Genomic DNA, 24,915 nt, shown 5'->3' with positions numbered 1-24,915 from the left:
TCGTGCGTGGTTGTTACATTCGGCGTGGAAAGAGGTCCGCGCGTTTTGTTCTACGCCAGCTCAGACAGGGCAGTCGTTCGACGACTCTAGTTCGTGCGACTGATAAGGTAAATTTACGATTTGTGATTGGTCGATCACGGATAGTGATCCGCTCGCCTGTAGCGATTCGGGCGAACAGTTCGTCCGTGCAATCGTCCGCAATCCGTCGAGTGCAACGTTCGAGGAATCTGTACGCCACGCGAACTTGAGGTCATAAGCGGGTGTGGATGTTTCAAGCTTCACGAAACTCACGTCATGAACACCCTCTCGAACCACCCAAGGCGGAACGAGAGTGACACCGACGCCGGCGTCGACCAACGCAAGGACTGTGTGGATGTGCATTGCTTCCTGCGCCACCCGTGGGGTGAATCCGGCATTGGCGCAGGCGGCGATGATTATTTCGAGCAGACGGGATTTGATTCCTGCAGGGAAGAGAACAAAAGGCTCGTCTTGCAGCGCTTTAAGAGGAACTGAGGTTTGGGACGCTAACGGATGGCCGCGAGATACGGCGGCGATCAGCGGACCACCAACGAACGTGTCACTCTCGAGGCCCTCGCAATTGACGGGTCCCGGTAACAGGCCGATGTCGATTCGGCGGTCATTGAGACCTGCAACCTGTTCTTCACGGCTCAGCGTCTGTAGCCGCAGTTCAACATTCGGGTATCTTTGCCTGTAAGACCGGATCAGCGGAGGAAGAAGTGAGCAAACGGCGTTGTCGACAAACGCAAAGCTGATGCGACCGCGCATTCCGGTTCGCACGGCTCTGGCAACGCGCATTGCCTCGTCCGCCTGCTCAAGAAGTCTCCGGCACTCCGGCAACATCTGTTGACCCACCTCGGTAAGCCGAACTTCGTTACCGCAGCGTTCGAACAGCTTGCTGCCGAGTTCCTCCTCAAATCGTTTAATTTGCTGACTAATTGCGGGCTGAACCACGTTCATTCGTTCGGCAGCGCGGCCGAAATGTAGTTGTTCCGCCGCACTGACGAAGTAGCGTACCCGTCGTAGATCAATCATGTCTGTCTCCGTTATCGTGCATTGCTCCTCGTGCGTCAGGTGCAATGCTGTACTGAGTCGGTCATCGATGTACAAAGACCTGTGGGGCTCGATTGCAACGAATCTGCGCGGCGCAGTACGCGCAGAGCGCTGGTCGTGGCACGTGTCGATTGATCGTTGTCAGTTTGGAGAAGCGAACCACGGCCTCAGCGAGACTACAGCGTTGCGGCTCGCCGGACCGCTGGCCCTCGACTCCGACCTTCGCCACTCTGCAAAGGTATTAATCAACAATACAATTTGCGGCGCGTTTATGCAAGAATTATAATTGCATTTATGCAGCACAGTCCGGAGTGACCGGAATCAGAGCCTAAGGCGTTGTCGGGGCCAGAACAATGGGATTGGGAGATGCCCCGATAGGGGCGACACAGGCGCGTGGATCAGGACTGAATTTGCGACGCGAGGGGAAGCGGCGAGATGTGGAGTCGGGCAGATTTTCTCGCGCGGGCCGATCTATCAAGATACCGCCGGAACACGTAGCGAAGATCGGCCACCGCTTCAAAAGTAGTGCATGATGCCGGTGAAAAATCCCAGCTGATTGTGTCCGATGGGCGGATTGTAGGGTGAGTCTGGTGGTTGCGCCGTTGCGCTAAAGTTGGTGTGTTCTCCGTTGATCAGGTAGCCGACTGTAGCGTACAGGTATGTCCTCTTGGACAGGGAATAAGTCGAGCCTAAGTTCAAAAGGGTCGCGCTGCCCTGTCCATCGCGCTGATGAATATGGTAAACCGCTGCCATCGCAGTAAATGGACCCGTCGCACTGTACGTTACCCCAAACCAGCCGTAGTCGGCGTAGCGTGGTCGATTTTGAGGTGCATCGGGCGCCGCCATATAAGTGTAAGTTGCCTGCACTTTGAAATGGTTGACGTTATACATGGCGCCAACGAATACCTGCTTCTGCGCAGCATAGAGGTCGCTGAATTTGCCATTTGCGTCCCTTACCTCTTGATATATCGTGCGCGCCGAGAACCCTCCAAGCCGGTAAGTCAGCTGCACACCTGCTGTCCTGCCGCTATTGAAGTTCCCGGGCACTCCGTTCAATGAATACTGGAACGCTACATCGAAGCCCTTGAAGGAGGGGGAGTAGTAGCTGATGGTGTTGCTGAAGTTCGGCCAGTTTGCGTTTCTCACCAGAGATGCAAGTCCAATGTCCTGCTGGCTGAAGGGATCGAATTCGTAGTTGCCGTCTTTAATAATTGAATCGTCTTGACCGAGCCGGAACGATCCAAATGGGCCTGAGATACCGACGTAGGCATTTTCCCAGAAGGGATTCCACGCCACACCGTTGGTAACCTGAAAATAGTCCAGCAACTTGAAGTTCACCTTGTAGCCATTGCCGATGTATTCAACTCCCGTCATCCCCCATGCACTGGCGCCAGCGTCACCGCTATCGGCGCTCCATACATTGGATCGTTTTCCATTTTGCCCAGCGACGTTCGTCAGGTACTGTACGCCTGCGTCCAAGCGTCCCCAGAGTGTGAAGCTGCTTTGCGCAGCGGCACCGGTGGATATGCATATCAAGCTCAATGCGATGTATCCCTTCAATTTCGTCTCCGTACATTTTATTGATATGGACTGCGTACTAAAATGATGAAATCTCCAGACAAGTAACCGAACTGTTCGATCCCCGTTAGCCTTTGATATAACAGGGTGTGAGCCGGTGCTTCGCTTTGAAGGTTGGTAACTCCCTGCTGAATGCAGGGAGGGTCGATCGTTTCAAGAACTAGTTAATAGCGGTTCGGCCGGGGTGGCTGCCCATCTCGACTACCGGATCCCATCCGAAGGGATCTGGTAGTCGCGAGCACCATTGAACAAGCAGAACAGCCCCGGTTTCTCCCCTTGCACACGAGGATTGATGCATTGCATCAAAGCAACGAGCACGCGTGGGAGGGGATGTCTATACGGCTTTGGCGGGTACGTCCCAGCGCACGCGAAGACTCTTCAACGAAGGAACAATGATGCTTTCTGTGTATCGCAACGGCTCGTTCTCATCGGCGAGGCGCAGCCCCGGCAATCGATCAAGGATGATATCGAGAGCTTTTGCGATCTCAAGACGTGCGAGAGGCGCGCCTACACAGGCACGGTTAAACGCGCCAAACGAAACGTGTTTGTGAGCATTGTTCCTGTCAATGTCAAACGCGTCCGGGTTCGCAAACATGGCAGGGTCGTGGTTTGCGGAGCCAAGATGGATGTAGACTTTTGCCCCTTTGGGCAACGTAACCCCACCCATTTCAACGTCTTTGGTCATGGTGCGTACGACGCCCCGAATCGGTAGTCGGAGACGGATGACTTCTTCTATCATCTGAGGGCGCAATTTGGGATCTTCTCGAACTCGCTGAAGCTGGTCAGGGTTCTTGAGAAGCGTGTAAATCATTTGCGCGATCGTGTTTGCCGTCGTGTCAGTCCCGGCCGCTACCATGCCGATCATGTTCGTGACGATCTGTCGGTCTGTGACGGCTGCTCCGCTGCGCTGCGCCTCGATCAGCTTGGAGATGAGGTCATGCTGAGGGTCGCGTCGACGCGCCTCGAGGAGCGCGTAAGCCCATTGTTCAAAATCGATAAAGGCCATCCAGCAAGCCTCCGCACGTTCCGGAGACAGCAGAGTCGAACCCGTCAGCTCAAACCAGTTCTCTGCCCATTCGTTGAACCGCTCGGTTTCGGAGTCGGCGGCCCCGATGAGGTGCGCCACCGCACCAACTGTCGTCGGCCAGAAGAATGAAGGCACGAGGTCCGCTTCTCCGTCGTTCGCGAACCGATCGACCAGCTTGTTGAGTTTTTCGTCCAGCCACTCGTCCGTTCCGGGAAGAGCCTTATGGAATACGCTCATGAAAAGCTGTTTGAGGGGGAGGTGCTCCGGCGGGTCCATGGCGTTAAGGCTGCCGTCGACCGGCAATGGCCAGTCCTCTCCGACCCGGTCGATTACGGCTTGCGACTTGGGCGAAAGAGGCTTGTGTGCGTTACCGTTTGAGAAGCTGACCATGTCCTTGTACACCGCAAGCACATCTTCGCGACGTGTAACGACCCACAGATCATACTTTTCCATATAAAAAACGGGTGACTCCTCCCGCATCTTTGCCAGAATCGGGAAAGGGTCAGCGATCTGTGCTGGTTCCAGTGGGTCGAAGGCGGAGTGAAACGGACACCGTGCCGCACCACCATCTGTTTGTACGCTGCTGTTCATGCTTATCTCCATGGTTGTTCCGGCCTGGAAGCCGTTTCTCGTGGCGTGCGCGTGCAAAGCCGGGCGCGCAGCGGTATCGGTTATGCGATGCAGCAACGCCTTCAGATCTGATAAATAGTGTGCAAACCGTTGAACATTTGCGGGCTGGATTGCTATCAGGTGGTAGCGCGGTGGCGGGGTCGTACGTCACCAAGCCAACCTTGGATCATCTGAGTTTGCAATGCTTGGCATGTCGAGTTCACACACTTACTTCCCGGTATTCAGCATCCACGATGCGAGAGATAAAGTCGACTAAGTTGTTGTTATCGGTCTATAAGGCGAGGTGATCTCACGATCCACGGCGCTTTCCGCCTTGATTGCAACGAGGCATCAACGAGCGTATGAATGTTGCGTGTCGGGCCTGAGGAGGCGACGTCACTGGCGAGAGGGGTGGTTGATCACGAATTGTGATGACGGGATTAGAAGAGATTAGTGGACTTGATCAAAAGTCCACGCCTAGCATTAGTATCCAAGCACATCCACGCGAGCCTGCCCGCCCGATCTACGAGCGACACAGCGCCACTGATATTACTCGAAGCTTTGGGCCGAGTAGATAGGTGGTTCGGCGGTGCTTCGGACTGTATCGGAAAGTAACGGGCGGTTGTTGTGCCGGTGGTTCAAAAATCCGATGCGGTTTTTTAGATTTCGCTACTGCTGCAAGTCAGCGGCCTACGCAGGAAGATCAAGCAAATGTCAAACATAAATGCTACCGAGAATCAGCAGCAAGCTGGAAGCATGTCGGGTGACGTGCAGGCGGTTGCGTCCGTGTTCGTGACAACACGAGATGGGCAAACACATCGTCTGGAAACTCAACCTGGCCTTTCGGTAATGGAGATCATTCGCGATGCGGGTATCAGCGAGCTGCTTGCACTTTGCGGCGGCTCGTGTTCGTGTGCAACTTGTCATGTCTATGTCGATCCGGAGTTCGAGAATCGACTCAGTCAGATATCGGAGGATGAGGACGATTTGCTGGATGCGGCCAGTTTTCGAAAACAAAATTCACGTCTTTCATGCCAGATACACTTCAACGACGCGCTCGAAGGACTGAAGGTGACGATTGCACCGGACTAGGGCAACGCAGAAGCCTGAACGTTGGGTAAGCCAGTAGGGCGGGAGAGTGTACCTGTACCTGCCCCTACAGGCTGTACTGTCGTGCGAGCAGGATTTTTGAATTGAGGAGACCATGCCAGATCGATTGAAAGGAAAAGTCGCCGTTGTCACCGGCATAGCGAGCGGGATCGGGAGCGGCATTGCGTTAGCATTTGCTGCGGAAGGTGCGCAAGTCGTAGGCGTTGATCTAAACGTGGCTGGGGCACAAGCAGTCGCAGCCAAGGCTCGGGAACGCGGGCTTGACATCAGCGTTGAGGCCCCGGTGAATTTGCTGAATGAAAGCGAATGTCGTGAGCTTATGGAAGGAACAGCCAGGCGCTACGGAGGGCTGGACGTATTGGTCAACGCCGCTGCCGTGGTCGAATTTGCATGGATTCACGAGATGACTTTGGCGCAGTGGCGAAAGACAATCGCGGGTGAACTCGACATTGTTTTCCTTCCATGTCAGGCAGCGTGGCCGCACCTGTTGAAGCGCGGTCAAGGGGCGATTATCAATTTCGCATCGGTAGCGGCTCATCAAGCGACGGAGGCATTGCCTGCTGTTGCCCACGCTGCGGGAAAAGGTGGAATCAGAGCGATGACCAAGCAGCTTGCAATGGAAGGCGCGAGCAACCGGATCCGGGCCAACTCCATATCCCCGGGGCTTATTGTGAGTGACGCGACACGCGCCGCATTTGAACAGAATCCGGGGTTTAAGAAGGTGATCGAAGACAAGATCATGTTAGATCGGCTGGGCCAACCGGAAGATATTGCATGGGCCGCCGTGTATCTCGCTTCGGACGAGGCGTCGTGGGTGACTGGTTCAGACTTCATCATCGACGGCGGAATGACTTCCTGGTAAATCGGTCTCGAATCGTCCAGGAACTGGAATGTGCTTTGATCAGATGTGCTTCAATACGGAGACAAACTATGAGTCCGATGCAAACTATCCTCGATTTTATCGATGCGTGGAACGATAACGATATGGATCGTGTTCACGAATTTATGGCAGAAGATATCTTTTACCACAACGTCCCGATGGAGCCGATCGTAGGACGAACTGCAGCGCGCGAGTTTGCCGATGCCTTCGGCGTTGGCTCAAAAATGAAAGCCGACTGGCAGTTGGTGAGCATCGCAGAGAACGGAGAGCATGTTCTCACGGAGCGAATCGATTCGTTCACAAATCCGGAAGGGAAAAAGATTTCCGTGCCATTAATGGGATCGTTCCGCGTGCGAAATGGGCTCATTACTGAGTGGCGAGATTACTTTGACTTGCCGACCTTCGAGCGCCAACTTGCAGCACTCTGAAGTGAGCGAAAGATCCAGATCACTGTGTTGTCTCCCACCGGGACATATCAGACGCGCGTCGCAGTGATCTCGTTCCGATCAGGTCCGCATGTTCGGACACGTTGTTTCGTAGTTGCTGCGGTCCACAGACGCTTCAGAGCGATGTTGGTGCTGTCATGCCGCCTCACAAAGACCAAGTCGTACGTGGGAGTGTAATTTTCCACAGGCACAAAAACGATATCTAACGCACGTGCATGTGCCACCCATGGAGGAGCGAGGGTTACACCCACACCCGCGTCGACGAGGGCAAGCACAGTATGGAGATGATTCGCTTCCTGAGCTACGTCGGGCACAAAGCCGGCACCAGCGCAAGTCGCGATGATGATTTCAAGCAATCTGGATTGAATAGAGCTCGGAAACAGGACGAACGCTTCATCTGTTAGATCCTCGAGTCTCACCGAGGAGCGAGACGCAAGAGCGTGTCCGCGTGGAAAGACAGCGACGAGCGGCGAAGAAACGAAGACTTCACTGTCCATATCTTCGATTTGGACCGGCCCAGGAACGAGCCCGATGTCGATCCGTCTATCGAGGAGCGCCGTCACCTGCTCTGAGCGGTTCATCGTCTGCAAACAAAGCTCGACGTCTGGATACGTTTGCCTATAGTCGCGAATGAGAGGGGGAAGCAGGGTGCAGATAGCGTTATCCACAAAAGCCATACTGATCCGCCCACGGATCCCGGCAATTGCGTCCTTGGCGATACGGGTCGTTCTGTCGGCCTGTTCAAGCAGAATGCGGCACTCATTTAACATGAAGTGACCTGCTTCGGTGAGCTGTACCCCGTGAGTGTTTCGATAGAAAAGGTCAATCGAAAGTTCACTCTCGAATCGCTTGATCTGTTGACTGAGCGCTGACTGAACGATATTCATGCGCTTTGCGGCACGACCAAAGTGCAGATCTTCTGCCGCCGCAACGAAGTAGCGGATCCGCTGCAAATCCATAGTGTTTGGTTCCATCTTCGCAGTGTCAGGAGTCTCGTTGTGTCCGACCGGAATTACACGAGCGCCATCCGTTGACGATCCGGTCTAGCACTTTGTCGTCATAGGGATGGCAAGCTGGCTGCATCGGGAGATGCCTTTTGGGCGAGTTCCTTGAGCGTGATGGATGAGTCAGCGAGCAGTACGGTATCAATAACCATGCGGTCCTGTACTAGCGCGCGTCCCTGTGCATAGTCTTTGACAGCGTTGACGCAGTCAAGCGCGATAACTTGACGGTTCTTGAGGTAGACAACAGAAAAACTTCGTTTTTCGGGGCTGCCACGAACGATCGCGTGATCATGTCCGGTCGATAGGCCGACCGTTTGCATGCGCAAGTCATACTGATTCGACCAGAACCACGGTACCGATTTGTAAGGCTGCCGTTCTCCTGTGATGAACCCGGCGATCGTAGAAGCCATGTCGTTGGCGTTCTGGACCGATTCCAATCGAACCGTCAAGTCAGTCGCAAAGCTGTTCGGATGCAAGGCACAATCGCCGAGCGCAAAGATGTCCTGCAATGACGAGCGTCCGTATTCGTCGACGACGACGCCGTTGGTGACGGACGCACCGGCATTTCGTAGGGGATCGACCGAAGGACGGATGCCAATGCCTACAATCACCATTTCGGCGGCGATTGTTTCTCCTTTGTTGGTGCGTACGCCGCTGACTCTTCCGCCCACGTTTTGAATTTCCTGAACAGAAGTGCCGAGACGCAGATCGACGCCTTGAGCACGGTGCTCATGTTCGAAGAAGCGCGAAACGGTCTCGCTCGTAACCCGCGCGAGGACTCGATCGAGCGCTTCGAATACTATGACATTCTTCCCCAGCTTTCGCAATGTTGCTGCGGCCTCCAAGCCGATGTATCCGCCACCCACCACAGCAATTCGCTCGGTGCGGTCCAGTTCTTGGAGTATCCGGTCCACATCTTCTCGGGTGCGAATCGAGTGAATTCCAGCGGTGTCGTGTCCGGGGCAGTTCAGGCGGTGTGCATGACCTCCGGCTGCCCAGATCAGCGTCTGATAGTGCAGTATTTCTCCCACCGAAGTGGTCACCGTGTGCAGTTCTGGATCAATCGAAACTACGGCGTTACCGGTCAGCAGATTCACGTCGCGGTCTGCCCAGAATTGAGCTGGCTTGATGAGTATGCGCTCGCGCGATTTTTCGCCGGCGAGATAGTCCTTCGAAAGAGGGGGGCGCTCGTAGGGATAGCCAACCTCTTCCCCGATCATTGCGATGCTTCCGTTAAAGCCGCGGTTCCGCAAGGCGATGGCGACCTGGGAGCCACCGTGACCGGTTCCCACGATAAGTACGTTATAGTGACCTGACATCACTGTCTCCGCTGAGTATCTTTTGGAATCTGGACAATGAAATAGCTAACAGACTCGCGTGATGGTCACGAACGAGCGGCGCAGGGCCTGCTCCAGAGGCGTCCGAGATTTGTTGCTACCAGTCGCAGCTACTACTTGTCGCAGTATTTGGCCCAAGCGCGCGATAACCCGTATCGGTAAGCGCGTTGTTCATGGGGGTAATCTGTTATTTACGAACTTTAGGTGTTGCCTCATATCGCGTCCATTAACTAATTGTGATTGAGGCATTATCTTTAGTTATCTGCAGTGCGAGTTTGCAGAATTTCCCGGCGCCGTGGTCACCAGGCAGACTGAGGCTGTGCTTCGCTTCATACGGCGGGACGTCGCCGGTTCCCATTTCTGCCTATTCTGCTAATTCGGTGCGACAGATACGGCAAATGTCCCAACTTGGGACATTTCCATGCTCGCTTGATGGGAACAAGCGCGCACCTGATTTCTGCAGCGACGCCCGTTACCGATGCGACAGAGGAGGCGACGACGAGTAACGCAGCCTCCTCGAACGGTTTTGAAGGACCATGAGCTTTTCCACTCAGAGTCGTACGTCGTCTACCAGCCATGCATCGAAAAGTCAGTGATGTTCAGCGACCGTTGATATAAGGAGTAGCGTAGTTCTTCACCGATTGGACACCGGGGACTGTTTTGGTCACGTCTTCAGCTTTCCCGATTTGACCTGGATCCGAAACGGTTCCATGGAGAGTGACAACTCCACGTTGTGCAGATATGAGCAAGTTACCTGTGTCGATGTGTTGCGCCTCGAGCGCACGACGTACGTCCTTTGACAACTGTCGATCTACGCGACGCTGCTCCTTCTTTGAGAGGGGGGCGGATTGGGTCTCTTGTGCGACACCAATGACGGGGATGGTCATGGAGGTGCCTACCAGAAAAGCGGTCACTGCGAATACACCAACAGTCCTGATTGCCTTGGAATTCATGGACGGCTCCCGTTTGAGTTAAAGAGACAGTGGTGACTTCTGGTGCAGGGGTGAATGCCACGTAGATAAACAAGCCGATAACGATGACCTGATCGGTCGGATCTGCGACAAGCTCGAAACGTAAAGTGATACACACTGAAGAATTCACAAGACACGTCAAAGTTGATCGCTATGCCGTATCGTGGTGATTTCCGATTCCAGAACGGAATGGAGCTTCTGCACGCTGTACCTCCTGACTTGGATGAAGCGGCGATTGTGGTTTAGTCACCTTCGTTTCTGTGCAAGACGGAATATGGCGAAGTGATGATGATCAACCTGGCGGTGCAGTCGTACCGATCCAGTAGTTAGCGAAGTATGGTCGGTATGTGCCTGGCCGCGATGTGAACTGTCGCCGACGCAGTGAGACGAAACTCTTGTCCGTAGTGCACGACAAAATGACAAGTCATCGTTTAAGCTCCTGCGCCGTACTTCGACAACAAGTCACATTCTCTGGCTCAGTTTCAACACTCGATCAGCATTTCCATGAGCGATTTTTGCACGATCGGCAGGAGAAACCGGCATGTTCTCCAAAAAGGCCTTGCCTTGTGAGTTTTGACTGAACGGATAATCGACGCTGAACATGATGCGGTCGGTGCCGAAGGTTGTCAGCGCTGTCAGCAGCGGTGGTGTCGTGAACATGCCGCTCGTTGTGATGTAGACACGATCGACAATCGTTTCACTGATAGGCCTGTTAAGTCCACCGTGCCCGATGAGGATATCGTCAGCCCGACCAAGCATAAACGGGAGCATCTCACCCATGTGCCCCGCGATTATGGTGAGCCGGGGATGTCGCTCGAAAGCGCCGGTCAGGACAAGGCGGAGGATGTGAATTGCGGTCTCTGAGTGCCAGCCAAATGCACCCGAGGCCAGTAACGCACTCGCTGGTCCCGGCAGCCGATCGTAGTAGACGTCATAGACGGCTTTAGGCGGTACATTGGGGTGAATGTATATTGGAACATCGAGTGCTGCGGCGCGCTCCAGTACCGGGTCGAACCGTGGGTCGTCGAGAAAGCGGTTGTCCGTCAAGCCATTGACCATCGCGCCACTAAATCCAAGGTCAACCACTGCACGTTCGAGCTCATCAGCGGCTGCGGACGGTTCGCGCATAGGCAGATGAGCGAACCCACCAAACCGGTCGGGGTGTCTGCGCAGTGCCGCCGCGAGCGTATTGTTAGTTTCAGTCGCGACGTGTATTCCTTCCTTTCCGTCGAGGAGATCAGCTCCAGGAATGGACGCCGAAATGACCTGATAAGTGATGCCGCAATCGTCCATGTCCTTGATGCGCCCCTCATCCAGGTCAGTCAGTATTTCCTTGCGTCTAGGTGTAAGGCCGGGATTGGTACGCAAATCAAAATATGCCTCCAGAAGCGAAGGCACAATGAAGTGTTCTTCAAGGGCGACGACGCGCATGGTAAGAAGTCTCCTAATCAGTTGTAATACCATCCATTCGCTCAACAGTCGCTTTGTTCACGCTAGTCGGAGGAATTTTTAAGGGATGTGAGGCCACATAGTCGGGATGCCGGCTACGTGGCCCCGTTCACTGGGCGGTACAGTGTCTAATGAGATTAATACTTAATCCCGATGGCCTTCGTCTCTGTGTAAGCTTCTACGCCCGCTTTACCCAATTCGTAGCCAATGCCAGATTGCTTGAACCCGCCGAAGGGTAGAGCACCGAGGTCGCCGCCATTTACCTCGATGATGCCAGCGTCGATCGCGCGGACGAGCCGATGCGCGTGGCCGAGATCCCTGGTCCAGATCGAAGCGGCGAGACCGTACTCCGTGTCATTGGCCATGGCAGGGAGTCGGTCGAGATCGACGTCCGAGAACTTCGAGACACAGAGCACGGGACCGAAAATCTCGTCGCGAACGACGGACATGTCCGGACGGGTATTTGTGAGCAGCGTTGGCTGGATGAAATAGCCCGGCCCATCTATCGCGTGCCCACCTGTTACCACGGTCGCTCCATCCCGTTTGCCTGCAGCGATGTATTCAAGCACGCGGCTGCGCTGTCCTTCGGAGATCAATGGGCCCATCTCAGTATCCAACGAAAGCGGTGCGCCGATCTTCACCCGATTTGCCCGCGTTTCGAATCCTGCGACGACCTGTTCATAGACTCGTTCGTGGACAAAAAGCCTCGTGCCTGCGGCACAGAACTGTCCTGTTTTGAAGAAGATGCCCGACGACACCGCATTCGTGGCTGCTTCTACATCCGCGTCCGGGAAAATGAACACTGGCGATTTACCACCGAGTTCGAGGGTAACCCGCTTGAGCGTGCCTGAGGCGTCGACTAGCAGTGACTTGCCGGTGTCGGTCGACCCGGTAAATGCAATTTTCGCAACACGGGGATGTACTGCGAGTGCGCGCCCAGTGACGCCGCCGTTCCCCGTCACAACGTTGAAGACGCCTGGAGGGATGTCGGCCTCAAGCGTAAGTTCGGCCAGGCGCAGCGCAGTCAGTGGCGCGAGGCCGGCGGGCTTGAGCACCATCGTACAGCCGGCCGCAAGGGCCGGTCCAATCTTGAACATGGCAAGCAGGAATGGCGCGTTCCATGGTGTGATCGCACCCACGACGCCAACCGGTTGCCGAATGGAAAACGACAGTGAGCCGAGATGGCTATCGCTCATAGGCACTTCGCCGCCTACTTTGTCGATCCATCCCGCACTGTGTCGCAAGACGTTGATCGCTCTCGCGATGTCACCGTAGCGAGTGTGGGTGACGGGGTTGCCACCGTCGATTGACTCCAGTGTCGCCAATTCATCTGCATTCCGTTCAATCGCGTCGGCGAGAGCCAACAGCCGCCGGGTACGATCCGCTGCCGGCATGTGGGCCCATACGTCCTTGAAAGCCCTTTCGGCTGCCAGGACAGCGCGATCGATATCTTCGACGCTTCCCGACGCGATCGTAGTCAACGTCTCGCCTGTAGCCGGCTCGATGACGCTTGTACGTTCGCGGCCGGACGCTTCGCTCCATTTGCCATCGATGAAAAGGTTGTGCTGCCGCTTGATGAACCCAGAGCGAAGCCGCGCTTCGTGCTCCGTAAACTGATTGATCATTGAGTAGGCCTTTCGGTAAAAGGAGGCGGCGACCGGGCGTGAGTGCCCGGTCGAACGAAGCGGTCTTCAGGAAATCTTGTACTGACCGCCGTCCACGACAAGGGCTTCGCCGGTCACGAAGGCTGCATCGTCACTCGTGAGAAAGAGGACCGGGCCGGCGATGTCGGCGGGTTCGGCAAAACGCTTGATCGCTTGCTGCTGCCATACGCTCTTCTTGAATTCATCCGGTACACCGCTCGTCCCGGGGGTATTTGTGAGTGCAGGCAGGATCGCATTGACGGTGATCCCGTCAGCTGCAACGTCGTTGGCCAGACCACGGACAAACCCGATGACGCCCATCTTGGCCGCCATATAGTGGCTGAGTCCGGTGATGGCAATGCCGATCGAATTAGACGAGAAATTGACGAAGCGCCCCCATTTTTTGCGGCGCATGCCAGGAAGGAACTGTTTTGCGCTGAAGTAGTGCGCGTCGAGATTGACGGCGAACGTCCGACGCCATGCATCCAATTCGAGCTCGTCAATCTCGATACGCGGATAGATGCCCGCATTGTTCACGACGATGTCGACTTCGCCCAGGTCGCGCTCGACGAGCTCCGCCGTGTGTTTCCAGCCGCCTTCGCTGGAAATGTCGGCTTCGATAGCGATGGCCGCGTCCCCAATCAAGGATGCAGTTTCGACGGGCTTTTTCAAATCGACGAGTGCGACCTTCGCGCCACGTGCCGCCAGGCGGACAGCAACCTCTCGCCCAATGCCTTGTGCTGCGCCGGTCACGACCGCTATCCGGTTTTCATGTGTTTTCTCAGCCATGTTTTCCTCTGTGGATTATTTGGAAGTGGAAGAATTCAGGCGCCCCTGCGAAGGAAAGTCGTGGGCCGTCTGAACATCTGTTTATGAAGCCTTGGTCGAAGCCTGCTTGGCTTCTTCCGCGATATCACCCAGATCTGCGAGCTTGAATTGGCGAATGAAATCGGGACGACCATCGCGCACTTTCGCGACCCAATCCGGGTCCGCAATGTTGGATCGACCGACCGCAATGAGATCGAACTCGTTCGCGCTGAATCGTTTCGCCAGGGAGGGGAAATTGATGTCCGGCGACGCGTTCGTATCCTTGCCAGAGAACGTCTCAACCATGTCGACGGTCAGGCCCACGCCTCCTACGGCGATGACAGGCTTGCTCGAAAGTTTGCTTGTCCAGCCGGCAAGGCCCAGCTCGGATTCAGGCCATTCGGCATCTCCGAATCGGCGAGTCGATGCGTGAAAAAGATCTACGCCTGCGTCTTCGAATGTACGGAGCAAGATCGAGAGTTCTTCGGGCGTCTTAACTACGCTGGCGCCATAGTCCTGCAATTTCCATTGCGAGAATCGCAGGGAGATAACAAAGTCGGACCCGACTTCATCACGAACAGCACGTACGACCTCTGCCGGAAACCGTGCGCGGTCGCTCAGTTCAGCGCCGCCATACTCGTCGTCACGCACATTCGTGGCTGCCCACAGGAACTGATCTAGCAGATACCCGTGACAGGCATGAATTTCGACGCCATTCGCGCCAATCCGTTTGGCGATTCGTGCTGAGCGGACAAAAGCATCCCTGACCTCTTCCAGGTCGGCGATCGTCGCGGGGCTACCGACGACGGTGCCGGGCTTCATAAGGCCGGAAGGGCTCTGGACTGGCGCGGTTGCGAAGTAGTCTCCATCCGGCGCCGCGACGAGCGCACCCTCATGTCCGATTTGGGTGAAGAAGTGGCCACCGGCATCGCGAATAGCATCGGCGCATCGGGCCCACCCGTCCGCAGTGTCCTCGGCCAGGCGGCCGTACTTTCGCGTGCGTGTTGCCGACGGATGGTCGACCGCAACGCATTCGGTCATGATGAGTTGTACGCCGCCACGAGCACGTGCCGCGTAGTAGTCGGCAAGACGTTGGGGTGCTTGGCCCTCAACGCACCAGCCGCGCTGCATACCCGGCATGACGAACCGGTTGGTGAGCGTGAGGCCAGCGATGGTGATCGGCTGGAAGAGACCTGCCAGATCTATTTGGGCATGAGGCGCGTCATGTTCTGGGCTGATGGTTTCGAGTGTCATCGGATTCCATTCCTGATGGTTTACGTGTGAGATCCATCGCGCAACAAGGGCGACTTAAAGCGCGAAAAAGTAAATGCAAGAATGATAGTAGCACTTCAATCTGTAATTGCAATAATCTAAATTGCATTTTATCAATCACCGGCAGACGAGAGAGCGGATGTGGTGGTGATCGGCTCGCAGCGACTGTCCGGCTTGGTGGTGTGATGAAACAGGTGGGAGCCCCGGGTTGGCCGGGAGTGCAGGTCGCTGCCGCCTCTGGGCGCACTAGAGCCGTGGCCGCATCGGCGAGCAGGTGCCATTTCGAGCGGGCAAGCGGACGGATGTCTCACGTGCGCCACGTCCTCGCTGACCGTATATTGCAAATGATATTATTGCAATAAGGGTGATCGATGAGTGATGACTTCCCGATGCATGTGACGATGGAGACGGAATGATTGATCTACGCTTCCCGACAGCACTGCAGATGGTGCTTGGGATACAGATAGCTGAGGAAGATGGGGTGCGATGTACCAGTCAGAAGCTCGCCGACTCGCTGGGTGTCAATGCGAGCTTCGTCAGGAAGCTTCTTGTACCTCTGAGTCGAGATGGAATAGTCGCGTCTTCGCTAGGGAAGAATGGCGGAGCTCGTCTCGCTCGCGCACCTGCGACAATCACGCTTCGTGATATTTACTGCTCCGTCACGGATGACAAGAAGATCTGGGCCGCGCGGACTGACGTGCCTTGTCAATGCGTGGCAAGCGCAAATATTGTCGAGTTCTTCGGGCGTATCGCCGGCGAGGCGGATGCCCTCGTGCTCGACATGCTGGGCCGTCGGACGGTGGCGGACAGCATCGCCGAGATCCGGAATCTGGAGCGAACGCGAATTGCGCAGAGCGGACAACAAACAGGGCACTCTCGCGCTGATGACGCGCCAGTGTGTTCGGTGGTTGCGAAAATGTTCCAACCCTGAATCTACGAACCTCTTCGCTTGAGCCCGATCATGGACGGACGTCTGGGGCTATTCCTCAAGGATATATTCGCGTTCCGGGACAATTTTGGCGCCACCGCGGGCGACCCGTACCTTGTCGAGCCGTAGCAATTCCGACAGCACTTCGGCAACGTTGCGTCGCTGGAGGCTCTCAAGGAGTGCCTTGTCGGCGTCTGCCGCCACTTTCTCGAAGAGAGGCTCGATGTTGGCGCTCACCCGGCACCGAGGTGGCGCAGATGGGCGTGCGTGCAGGAATCGCTTCTCGCCAGTGATTGAAGCATAGATCTCGCGGAGGGTTATGCTGGCGGCAGCCCGTGCGAGGTGCAGCCCTCCACCCTTGCCAATCGATGCGGCAATGATGCCGTCTCGCCCCAGTGGCACCAGAAGTTGACGCACGAAGCTGGGATTTGCTCCAAGGCCGTCGGCGAGCATTTTGCTCGTGCATCGAAAACCATCGTGGTCGGCGAGCGCCACGCTCAGGACCATCTGGAAAGCTGTCGAAAAGCGAAGGTCGATCATGGCAGTCGAGTGGATTGACGAGCGGGCGCGAAAGTGCGCAAACACAACGTAATGATTGAGTTTGTATTGTACTGCGTCTTTAATGTATCTATAATTGTTGCATTAACCATGTCCGTCGATCACGTTGGGGTCGCTTCACTGCGCTGCCGGCGGGGTTCTCGGCGAGGACTTCATGCACCGTTGATTGATAAGGATAGGCGCCCGGGGCAGGTCCACACCAACTTGGGTACGGCAGTAGCGGTAGACGCGATCTTGGGAAGCGCCTTGGTTCAGCGGAGGCATATCCGCCGGCATATGTGAACGTTGCCTGAGACGTTTCATAGATCTTGTCCGTGCCCATTGCCGTGCAGACTCCGCGCAAGAGGGGTGCACACGTCACTTCGAGACTGCGGTAGTTCCGGGCGGCGTGCAACCTTGATCCAACTGATTGTTGATGTCCCTGAAATAGAGAATTCATATAATTGGTATTTGCCCTAATGATGTTTACCCCTAGGATTGGAGTGTCGTGGCTAGGAGGGTCTCCCGTAGGCCTATTCGTAGTACCACTAACTACAATCCACTGGGGTCGATAATCATGAAGATGTTCGCTAAGACGGTTCTCATTGCTGCGATGATTGCAGCACCTGTTGTGTCGTTCGCACAGTCCAGTCAGTCGGTAAGCCGGGCGCAGGTGCGTGCTGAACTAGTGCAACTCGAAGAAGCTGGCTACGATCCCCACGATTGGCTTCATTATCCGGAAAACATCCAGGCTGCCGAAGCGAAGGTAGCGGCGCAAAACACCGCAGCTCAAGGTGCGGGTGTGGGATACGGAGGAACTGCCAACGGGACATCTCGCTCGGGTACCGCAAGTGGCCTGTAATCTTAGCTGCTAAAGGCGCGATTTTCGACAGAGTCTCGCAGCAAGTTGCGGTTTCCGTCGGTGGGGAGTTTCGGCACTTTGAAGTGCGCGTATCAGCGTGCGCTTCGTCGCTGAAATGAGTGACGCTTGTTGGACTATCGCGTTGAAAAACTCCCCTGAGAGTCGAATTCTTAGTTGTCCTGGAATCCGTCAATCGGCGGGAGTGCATTGTCATGATGGAGCAGGGAAGCGGCGATCAGGAGCAACTGTTTTACGCGTTCACCTTGACGATCACCGTTGAGTTCGAGCTCACGCCAAAGGTCGAAGTGGGTTGGCAGCACGCGTCCGCTGATATTGAGACCTGACATCGGCGACCATCGATGTTTGAACTGCAGGAGACTGACCCACCACCGCCTCATCGACATTGCCACCTGAATGTCGGCAATGGCCGGTGGTGCGACGAACAAGATCGTGGGCAGCGCGTCTCTTAACCGAGTCAAGCGGACGCTCGAATGTCGAGAACTGTCGCTGGCCGAACGGCTGTTGATGGCCGATTCTCTTGAAAAACTCCCTTTGCAGGCCGGAAGTGACGTGGTTTGAGTGGCGCGTCGTCGTGGACTCGGAGTTGGTGGCGGAATTTGCGCGAAGGGTTACGCTCTCGATGTGCCTCAAGTCGGTGCCGTTACTGCTTGTTGACTCACCGGCACTAACCACTTCGCCATTCGCCGTAAGTTCTGTGCCGTCGCGGCCAGCAAGAATTCGTCGTGCGCGCCACTGGGTCCACGCAATCGGAGACGATCCAGCTTCAATATCCGCTTCAAATGAGCGAACAGCATCTCGACGTTCTTGCGCTCTCGACGTGAGCGCTTATATGCAGGGGTATTGGCAACGGCTCTAGCCTCCTCTCGTGCTTCCTCATGGACACTGCGTGCGATTTTTCGCATGGGTGTGTTCGGGCCGCATTGGTCCTTCATTGAGCATGAAGCGCAGTCTGTCTGACTGGATCGATAGATGATCGTGCCGGGCTTCGTGATGTGCGAGCGCTGTGCTTTGAACGGTCGCCGCTCTTTGCGAAGAGCATGGCCTGCTGGGCAGCGATATTCGTCGCTCCGCTCGATCCAGTGGAAATCGCTATTTGGAAACGTGCCGTCGTTACGAGGTGGGCGCTGCCAAACAGGTACGTGCGGATCGATGCCTTTCTCCTGAACCATCCACCCAAGCATCGCCCCTGTTCCGTAGGCCGTGTCACCGACCAGACGTTTGGGTTTGAGTGCGAAGCGCTGCTCAACCCTATCGACCATCGTCTTGGTGGATTCCACCTCCTGCGTTCTGTGTGCAGGTGTGGCCTCCACATCGACGATGATCCCCGCGTGCAGGTCAATCAAATAGTTTGTTGAGTATGCGAAGAACGCTGGTCCACCTGGCGCGGCGGTGTAGCGTGCGGCCGGATCGGTTAGCGAGATTCGTTTTGGCGATGTGGCAGACTCCACGTCATCGGATGGCGCAGGGTTCGCTTCCTCCAGCGCACTTAGATACTCTTGTACCGCTCGGCTCGGACCGTCACCCTGACGCCAGTCGATGACTTCCGTTCCAGGTACTCCGCGAGCACGATTTGCGTCCGCCTTGACCACACTCGCATCGACGGCGAAGCCTTCGCCTTCAACAAGTCCTTCGCTCATACAGCGACGCAGGACAGATTCAAAGACGTGCCGCAATGCTTCGCTGTCGCGGAATCGTCCGTGTCGTTTCTTGGAGAACGTCGAGTGATCGGGGACTGCGTCTTCCAGGCCAAGGCGACAGAACCAGCGGTAAGCAAGGTTGAGATGTACCTCTTCGCACAGACGTCGTTCGGAGCGAATGCCGAAGCAGTAGCCCACAATCAGCATGCGGATCATGAGCTCAGGATCGATAGAAGGCCGACCGGTGTGGCTGTAGTGCGGTGCGAGGTGCTCGCGAAGTCCATCGAGGTCGAAGTAGCGATCAATACCGCGCAACAGGTGCGTGCGCGGAACATGGTCATCAAGGTTGAAGGAGTAGAAGAGTTTGTCCTGACCACCACCTTGTTGACCCATCATGACGTTCGCCCCCGTCGATCAATGTCTTCCAGGATAGCCAAAATTCGATTTGGCGGGGAGTTTTTCAACAGAATCGGTCGTTTACGGAAGTTCGGCCTTCAACCAGGGGTCGCGGTGTTCGAAGCCAACTCGTATTTCCGGGTTCGGCCAATAGTTGCCGTTCGCGCAACAGAGACTGCCGTCATTTCAATGGCTGGTTCACTTCGCGAAGGGGGCATCTAGCATTGCCGGTAACAGTCATTCGCGTCGGCCGACGTCAGCCGTCTGACGCGCTGAGCATGGTTTGCCGGCATCCGGCCAAACCACAACGGCATGCGTACTGTTGCCGGACCTCATCGGTCGGTTCGCTGTCGATGGGCAGCGCATAGTCGATAAACAGCTCGGAGCCGGGCGCGATGTCGGCGAGCGCGTGGATGAAGACACGATCACCCGACTCAATGGCTTCGCAGTTCGGTGCGCATGCGTGGTTCAGGAAGCGTGCGCTGTTGCCACCGCGGCTGCCATCAATCACCCGCCCATCCGAGACTCCGAATACGAATGTGTGGCCAACGTCGGCGCGCTGGCGCGGCGGCCCGCCGCCAGCTGGTCAGCTCACCCGTGTATTCGATAAGCCGCTCGCCGGCGGCGATGGGCTGCAGCGCGAAGAGCCCTGCCATGCACTGACGAGCGTCGTGCAGTTATACGTCGCTGTTGCACGTGTGAAGTCCTGTTGGGTGAATGTCCATTCATCGCGGTTCAAAAATCAGGCGCGAAGCATATCGCTTCTTCCTCCGCAGACTCAACTCCGCATGAGAGCATTGCGCAACTAACCGTCTGGCGCGCCAACATGCAAGCCAGCTCCGCCACAAGACGTGCCGACAGGAAAGGGGCCCTTCGGCGCGAAGCGGTGCCTGGTCGCCCAACTCGCGGGTTGCCGGACCGACGCACCTGCGGTAGGGTGGCGTCCGTCCCGCTGTATCGGGGATGTTATTGTTCAAAGGGAGACTGAAAGATGAACAAACACGAACTGATTGATGCTGTTGCATCGACCACGGGCGAAAGCAAGGTCAGCACGGGCGAGGCCATTGATGCCATTCTCGAGGCCGTGACGGCGGCCGTCACGCGCGGCGAAACAGTCCAGCTGATCGGATTCGGCTCGTTTTCGACGGGTGCTCGCGCCGAACGCACGGGTCGCAATCCGTCGACGGGCGAGACCATCACGATTCCGGCGGCGAAAACCGTCAAGTTCACTGCAGGCAAGGGATTCAAGGACGTCGTGAATGCCGCATGAGTGGGCCGGTGTGCGTAACATCCGATCGACAGCGTTATCTGATCAGATCGCTTGTTGACGCAACAACCTGCGGCTGTCCAGCTTGCCGCGGGGTCCGTCAGCGAAATCTTCTTTTGAGGCGCCGATCTGTCTGCCTCTGCGGCCTCGGCGCCCGCCGGATTCGCTTCGTCCAATGCATCGAGATATTCCCGGACCGCACGGCTTTGCCCCTCAGCACATCCCCAGTCGACGCGTTCAGTACCGGGAACACCGCGAGCAGCACTCGCATCGGCCCTGATGATGCTCGCGTCGATAGCGAATCCTTCGCCCTCGACCAGTCCTTCGGACATGCAACGGCTAAGTACTGTCTCGAACACATGCCGTAGGGCAGCACTGTCGCGGAAGCGGTCGTGACGGTTCTTTGAGAGTGTCGAATGTTCGGGTACGGCGTCGTCCAACCCGAGGCGGCAGAACCATCGATACGCCAGATTAAGATGTACCTCCTCGCACAGCCTGCGCTCGGACCGGATGCCGAAACAATAGCCCACGATCAACATGCGGATCATGAGTTCTGGATCAATCGATGGCCGACCCATCGGGCTGTAGAACGGCGCGAGATGCTGGCGCAGCTCACGAAGGTCGAGGAAGTAGTCGATGCCTCTCAGTAGATGTTCGCGAGGGATGTGATTATCGAGGTTGAACGAGTAGAAGAGCTTGTCCTGTCCGCTGCCCAGATGACCCATCATGACGATGTACTCCCGTCGATCGATGTCTTCCAGGATACCCAACAATCCAACGTCGCGTTTGGCCGATGACTAGTCGTAGGGGCTACCTGAGAAAACGTCCGTTGCGCCCTGAAAGCCGCCGACTAGGCGGGGCAGGCGCTCTCATCAACGCGGTGGCTTACCATTTACGATGCGATTCCCGCGATAAGGGGCAGTTATCTTAGCTTGACTGTAGCATCCTGATCGGTCGCGTCCACAACGACAAATCGCGATTCGCCACCATTTTGACGGGCACGACAGCAGCGGCGGCTATCCGTGAAGTCGATCGCTCGCACGTCTAGCCTGAAGGAGAACGAACAAGCATGGACACCGCATCTAGAACCGATGCTGAATCCCAAGCTGGACGCCTCTAGGGTCGGCGCCGGGATAGGCGACTGGGATCCCAATAGGTTCGCCGTTAATCGTAAAGGTTGCTTGGTTATGATTAGCCAGGAACGCGGCACTGGCATACAGGGTGGTGCGCTTAGAAACAAAGTACCAGTACATCAGGCCGACCTGATCGCCTCCGTTCCCCTTTCCGGTCCGGTCGTGAGCGTGTGCTCCTCCGAAAGAGAGCCAGATCGAAGGGCTGAACTGATAGCTCGCGGAGAGCGAATATACGTCCTTATCCACGGAGTCGGTGATTTTTGCGTTGTGGTATCCGGCGAAAACCCGGAGCGGCCCAAATCCGTAGTTCATCCCGGCGAACAACGCGTTGAGTGTGCTGGTTCCCGTGAAATTCGTAACTCGTTGATATCCGACAGCTGAGTTAAACGCACCCCGAGTGTATTCAACTGCCAGGTTGTATGCGCCAAGACCGTTGCTGGGTTTTGTCGAGGTGTCGCGCAGACTTACCATGACTTGCCCGGTCAGGCCGTTGAAGTCAGGGGTCAGATATGTAATCGCATTTCTCTGTCTCGGCGATATGCTGAGAAAGCTATCCAGGCCCGAGGCCACTGTATTGACCGTGAATGCATCCATTACACCCACTACCGGAATGTACACTGGGGTGTTCTGAAGACCCATCCGCACTTCGCCCCACGGTGCTGCAACGCCAACCCAAGCCTGTCGGCCGAATGTGGCTGACGGATTCGTCGCCGCGCCGTTAGTCGTCGAGATTCCTTGCTCGAGCTGAAATTTGATCATGTAACCACCACCAACGTTCTCAGTACCCTTCAAGCCGAATCTCGAGGTGTTTAACCCTCCAGAATCCATCTTGACTGTCATGCCATTCCCAGCATTCGTGAACTCGATGCTGTTGTCGAGAATCCCATATAAGGTGAGTTCACTCTCTGCTCGAGCATGAGCGGACAGAAGAAGCAAGGAAATTGACGTGGCACAGAAACATCGCCTCACAACCGCCCCCTATTTAATATGTAGAACGAAATATGTATGCGGATTGGTGTTTCTCTAATTGACTTCTTTTGAGCCGACGAACGTAGCTGTTTTCTGCGCCTATTGCTATCTCACAAATGGTCACCTAAAAGGTGCGTCGGCACGCCCCACGATAATCTCATCTGCGATGAGTGATGATCCTTTGTGGATATCGTGGTTCTATTATGGTACGTGAGTCTCATAAACGCATATCAGTGGATACCCGTGAGGTATTTCGTGTGAGCGGGCACGAGCCCCGTGACAGATTGAAGTCGCTAAAGGGGATATGGGGTATGTTGATCCAGGTCTTCGCGAGCGGAGACCTGGCTGATGAAGATGGGGCAGGTAGTGGCCCGGGGAATGCCATTCCGCCACGCGCGAAGACGTTGTCGAAGCGCGGCAGACCCGGGTCACTTGTGACTCGGGCCCGCTGCGATGGTAATCATCCAGGTATCAGGCGCTCGTCCGACGGACTCAAAGGTTGTGCGTCACGATTCTGTCCCGAGTATCGCGTCACGAGACGTCGGCGTGATGGCCGGCTCGGGCTCATCAAGAGCAATGTCCGCTGTGGCGATCAACTCGGCATAGCGCCGTCGTGCAAATCCGAGAATCACTGCACCGGCTAACGCGGATGCCGGCGTCACTATCGCCATCGCGATACCTACCTTGGCACGATCGTGAAAGAGGTGCTGAGTCATCATCGCGACAATCAGCGGACCGAGACCGGCGCCAATCATATTGGTGCAGAACAGATAGAGGCCCGACAATCGTCCTCTCAGAGCTGGCGGTGTTAGCACTTGAAGAGAGGTTGCGCCCATGTTGAGCGAAACAGCCGCCGCAAAATACACGACGAATATTCCGAGCAGGAAGATCCGCGGGCTCGGCGAGAGAAACGCGACGATGCCGAGCGGAGATGAAAGGGTTAGCGCTGACGCGGCGACCAGGTAATGGCTGCCCTTTACGCCGCGTGACCACATCCGATCTGCCAGATATCCACTGCCGAGCGTAGCGATGGCTCCGCTTATGCCGAGGGTAAGCGCGAGCGCCGGCCCAATCTCGCTTGATTTCCATCCGTAACTGCGTCCCATGAATGCTGGCGCCCATGCCATCAATGTGTAGCCCATCAACGCATTCATGGAGAATCCCGCGAACTGGGCCGTCATGATGCCGCGCCTCCGGCGAAGCACAGTGAGCAGAAGGGGACGGGCCGACGGGTGCGCTGGCATCCGCTTTTTCCGCTCAGGCTCAGGCAATGTCAGGGCGAGTACGCCGAAGACGAGCGGGGGGATTCCAGATATGACAAATGCAGCTTGCCACGGGTCAAGATGACCCAGGGGCGTTTGTATGCCGCTCGAGTGCGAAAACATCGCGAGGAGATATCCGCCGAGACCGAGAGACATTGCAATACCAAAGGTGGCCCCGAAAGAAAAAATGCCTAGAGCCGTTGCCAGGCGCCTCCGGGGAAAGGTATCGCTGAGGAGGGCGTAAGCCGCTGGCATCAGCGTTGCTTCGCCGATACCTGCGCCCATGCGGGCGACAAAGAGCCATTCGAAAGAGGTGGATAGCCCGCAGCCGATGCAACTCAGCGCCCAGACGATCGTGCCGACGAAAATGATGATCTTGCGCGGGAAGGTGTCGACCAACCATCCAAACGCCAAGCCGCCAATGGCGTAAACAAGCGTGAACGCAAAGCCGATCAGGAGCCCGATCTGAACTTCGGTTAAGCCGAGGCTCTTCTCGAGCGGGTCGACCAGAAGCGAGATAATCTGCCGGCCGAAGAAGGCGAGGATATAGAGGCACAGTAGCAGCCCGACGGCGTACCAGGCTCGTGCGCCCGGCCGTGGCTCGGTGGTTTGCTGTGTAGCGGTGAACGCAGAGGGATGGGTCAAGATAGTGAACCTCGATCAGATTGCAGGTTTGTACTCTTATGCCGCCAGCGCCGA

The 24,915-nt window shown here is 56.2% G+C and carries 23 protein-coding genes and 2 pseudogenes; 9 read left to right on the top strand and 16 right to left on the bottom strand.

Annotation, left to right across the window (positions count from 1 at the left end; genetic code table 11):
* Positions 1–60 precede the first annotated feature (60 nt).
* Positions 61–1,053 (bottom strand): LysR family transcriptional regulator, encoded by a 993-nt coding sequence (locus tag C2L65_RS44885; RefSeq protein ID WP_156132400.1) that lies wholly within the window; start codon positions 1,051–1,053, stop codon positions 61–63.
* 67 nt (positions 1,054–1,120) lie between these two features.
* Between C2L65_RS44885 and C2L65_RS46050 the strand changes: the two genes are divergently transcribed.
* On the top strand, positions 1,121–1,357 hold the full coding sequence (locus C2L65_RS46050) for a hypothetical protein (protein WP_156132401.1): 237 nt from the start codon (positions 1,121–1,123) through the stop codon (positions 1,355–1,357).
* Positions 1,358–1,587: 230 nt separating this feature from the next.
* Here the strand turns inward: C2L65_RS46050 and C2L65_RS44880 are convergent, their stop codons facing one another.
* Positions 1,588–2,631, bottom strand: a complete 1,044-nt coding sequence (locus C2L65_RS44880; RefSeq protein ID WP_042314894.1) for a porin — start codon at positions 2,629–2,631, stop codon at positions 1,588–1,590.
* A 352-nt stretch (positions 2,632–2,983) separates the two neighbouring features.
* On the bottom strand, positions 2,984–4,267 hold the full coding sequence (locus C2L65_RS44875; RefSeq protein WP_158660445.1) for a cytochrome P450: 1,284 nt from the start codon (positions 4,265–4,267) through the stop codon (positions 2,984–2,986).
* Between the two features lie 729 nt (positions 4,268–4,996).
* Between C2L65_RS44875 and C2L65_RS44870 the strand changes: the two genes are divergently transcribed.
* The 3 genes from C2L65_RS44870 (at position 4,997) to C2L65_RS44860 (ending at position 6,703) form a co-directional block, all read left to right on the top strand.
* On the top strand, positions 4,997–5,377 hold the full coding sequence (locus tag C2L65_RS44870) for a 2Fe-2S iron-sulfur cluster-binding protein (protein ID WP_233446746.1): 381 nt from the start codon (positions 4,997–4,999) through the stop codon (positions 5,375–5,377).
* Positions 5,378–5,489: 112 nt separating this feature from the next.
* Positions 5,490–6,257 carry an SDR family NAD(P)-dependent oxidoreductase gene (locus C2L65_RS44865; RefSeq protein ID WP_042314896.1) on the top strand — a complete coding sequence of 256 codons (768 nt, stop codon included), beginning with the start codon at positions 5,490–5,492 and terminating at the stop codon, positions 6,255–6,257.
* Between the two features lie 68 nt (positions 6,258–6,325).
* Positions 6,326–6,703, top strand: coding sequence for a limonene-1,2-epoxide hydrolase family protein (locus tag C2L65_RS44860; RefSeq protein WP_042314897.1), 378 nt, complete (start codon positions 6,326–6,328; stop codon positions 6,701–6,703).
* A 47-nt stretch (positions 6,704–6,750) separates the two neighbouring features.
* Here C2L65_RS44860 and C2L65_RS44855 read toward each other — a convergent pair whose 3' ends face one another.
* The 7 genes from C2L65_RS44855 to C2L65_RS44825 all read right to left on the bottom strand — a co-directional run bounded on the left by C2L65_RS44855 (position 6,751) and on the right by C2L65_RS44825 (position 15,186).
* On the bottom strand, positions 6,751–7,680 hold the full coding sequence (locus C2L65_RS44855) for a LysR family transcriptional regulator (RefSeq protein ID WP_042314898.1): 930 nt from the start codon (positions 7,678–7,680) through the stop codon (positions 6,751–6,753).
* A 98-nt stretch (positions 7,681–7,778) separates the two neighbouring features.
* A complete protein-coding gene (locus C2L65_RS44850) occupies positions 7,779–9,044 on the bottom strand; it encodes an NAD(P)/FAD-dependent oxidoreductase (RefSeq protein WP_042314899.1) in 1,266 nt (421 codons plus the stop codon).
* Between the two features lie 617 nt (positions 9,045–9,661).
* On the bottom strand, positions 9,662–10,015 hold the full coding sequence (locus C2L65_RS44845) for a BON domain-containing protein (RefSeq protein WP_052427022.1): 354 nt from the start codon (positions 10,013–10,015) through the stop codon (positions 9,662–9,664).
* Between the two features lie 480 nt (positions 10,016–10,495).
* Positions 10,496–11,464, bottom strand: a complete 969-nt coding sequence (locus C2L65_RS44840) for an amidohydrolase family protein (protein WP_042314912.1) — start codon at positions 11,462–11,464, stop codon at positions 10,496–10,498.
* A 155-nt stretch (positions 11,465–11,619) separates the two neighbouring features.
* Complete coding sequence (locus tag C2L65_RS44835; RefSeq protein ID WP_042314900.1) at positions 11,620–13,107, bottom strand: aldehyde dehydrogenase family protein; 1,488 nt, start codon at positions 13,105–13,107, stop codon at positions 11,620–11,622.
* Positions 13,108–13,173: 66 nt separating this feature from the next.
* Positions 13,174–13,914: an SDR family NAD(P)-dependent oxidoreductase gene (locus tag C2L65_RS44830; protein WP_042314901.1), complete on the bottom strand. Its 741-nt coding sequence runs from the start codon at positions 13,912–13,914 to the stop codon at positions 13,174–13,176.
* Positions 13,915–13,995: 81 nt separating this feature from the next.
* Positions 13,996–15,186, bottom strand: coding sequence for an oxidoreductase (locus C2L65_RS44825; RefSeq protein WP_042314902.1), 1,191 nt, complete (start codon positions 15,184–15,186; stop codon positions 13,996–13,998).
* Positions 15,187–15,616: 430 nt separating this feature from the next.
* On the opposite strand from C2L65_RS44825, the gene C2L65_RS44820 reads away from it, so the two are divergent.
* Positions 15,617–16,135 carry an RrF2 family transcriptional regulator gene (locus C2L65_RS44820; RefSeq protein WP_042314903.1) on the top strand — a complete coding sequence of 173 codons (519 nt, stop codon included), beginning with the start codon at positions 15,617–15,619 and terminating at the stop codon, positions 16,133–16,135.
* A gap of 48 nt (positions 16,136–16,183) precedes the next feature.
* Here the strand turns inward: C2L65_RS44820 and C2L65_RS44815 are convergent, their stop codons facing one another.
* Positions 16,184–16,672 carry an Rrf2 family transcriptional regulator gene (locus tag C2L65_RS44815; RefSeq protein ID WP_042314904.1) on the bottom strand — a complete coding sequence of 163 codons (489 nt, stop codon included), beginning with the start codon at positions 16,670–16,672 and terminating at the stop codon, positions 16,184–16,186.
* A gap of 574 nt (positions 16,673–17,246) precedes the next feature.
* Here C2L65_RS44815 and C2L65_RS44810 point away from each other — a divergent pair.
* The 3 genes from C2L65_RS44810 (at position 17,247) to C2L65_RS46045 (ending at position 18,110) form a co-directional block, all read left to right on the top strand.
* Positions 17,247–17,531 (top strand): DUF4148 domain-containing protein, encoded by a 285-nt coding sequence (locus tag C2L65_RS44810; RefSeq protein WP_042314905.1) that lies wholly within the window; start codon positions 17,247–17,249, stop codon positions 17,529–17,531.
* Positions 17,532–17,743: 212 nt separating this feature from the next.
* Positions 17,744–17,875: a hypothetical protein gene (locus tag C2L65_RS47170; protein ID WP_255221908.1), complete on the top strand. Its 132-nt coding sequence runs from the start codon at positions 17,744–17,746 to the stop codon at positions 17,873–17,875.
* Positions 17,876–17,945: 70 nt separating this feature from the next.
* Positions 17,946–18,110 carry a hypothetical protein gene (locus C2L65_RS46045; protein ID WP_156132402.1) on the top strand — a complete coding sequence of 55 codons (165 nt, stop codon included), beginning with the start codon at positions 17,946–17,948 and terminating at the stop codon, positions 18,108–18,110.
* Between the two features lie 68 nt (positions 18,111–18,178).
* Here the strand turns inward: C2L65_RS46045 and C2L65_RS44805 are convergent, their stop codons facing one another.
* Both C2L65_RS44805 and C2L65_RS44800 read right to left on the bottom strand, forming a co-directional pair.
* On the bottom strand, positions 18,179–19,585 hold the full coding sequence (locus C2L65_RS44805) for a transposase (RefSeq protein WP_103254700.1): 1,407 nt from the start codon (positions 19,583–19,585) through the stop codon (positions 18,179–18,181).
* 256 nt (positions 19,586–19,841) lie between these two features.
* Positions 19,842–20,281 (bottom strand): annotated as a pseudogene (locus C2L65_RS44800) (SET domain-containing protein).
* A gap of 295 nt (positions 20,282–20,576) precedes the next feature.
* On the opposite strand from C2L65_RS44800, the gene C2L65_RS44795 reads away from it, so the two are divergent.
* Complete coding sequence (locus C2L65_RS44795) at positions 20,577–20,855, top strand: HU family DNA-binding protein (protein ID WP_042314299.1); 279 nt, start codon at positions 20,577–20,579, stop codon at positions 20,853–20,855.
* Positions 20,856–20,923: 68 nt separating this feature from the next.
* Here the strand turns inward: C2L65_RS44795 and C2L65_RS44790 are convergent.
* The 3 genes and pseudogenes from C2L65_RS44790 to C2L65_RS44780 form a co-directional block, all read right to left on the bottom strand.
* Positions 20,924–21,580 (bottom strand): annotated as a pseudogene (locus C2L65_RS44790) (transposase); the annotation flags it as partial.
* Positions 21,581–21,934: 354 nt separating this feature from the next.
* A complete protein-coding gene (locus tag C2L65_RS44785; RefSeq protein WP_158660444.1) occupies positions 21,935–22,921 on the bottom strand; it encodes a porin in 987 nt (328 codons plus the stop codon).
* A gap of 539 nt (positions 22,922–23,460) precedes the next feature.
* Complete coding sequence (locus tag C2L65_RS44780; RefSeq protein WP_042314302.1) at positions 23,461–24,861, bottom strand: MFS transporter; 1,401 nt, start codon at positions 24,859–24,861, stop codon at positions 23,461–23,463.
* Positions 24,862–24,915: the final 54 nt, after the last annotated feature.

Origin of the sequence: Paraburkholderia terrae, assembly GCF_002902925.1 — a bacterium.
GTDB lineage: Bacteria > Pseudomonadota > Gammaproteobacteria > Burkholderiales > Burkholderiaceae > Paraburkholderia > Paraburkholderia terrae.
The sequence above is the reverse complement of the archived record's forward strand: the minus strand, read 5'-3'. Positions and strand labels throughout refer to the sequence as shown.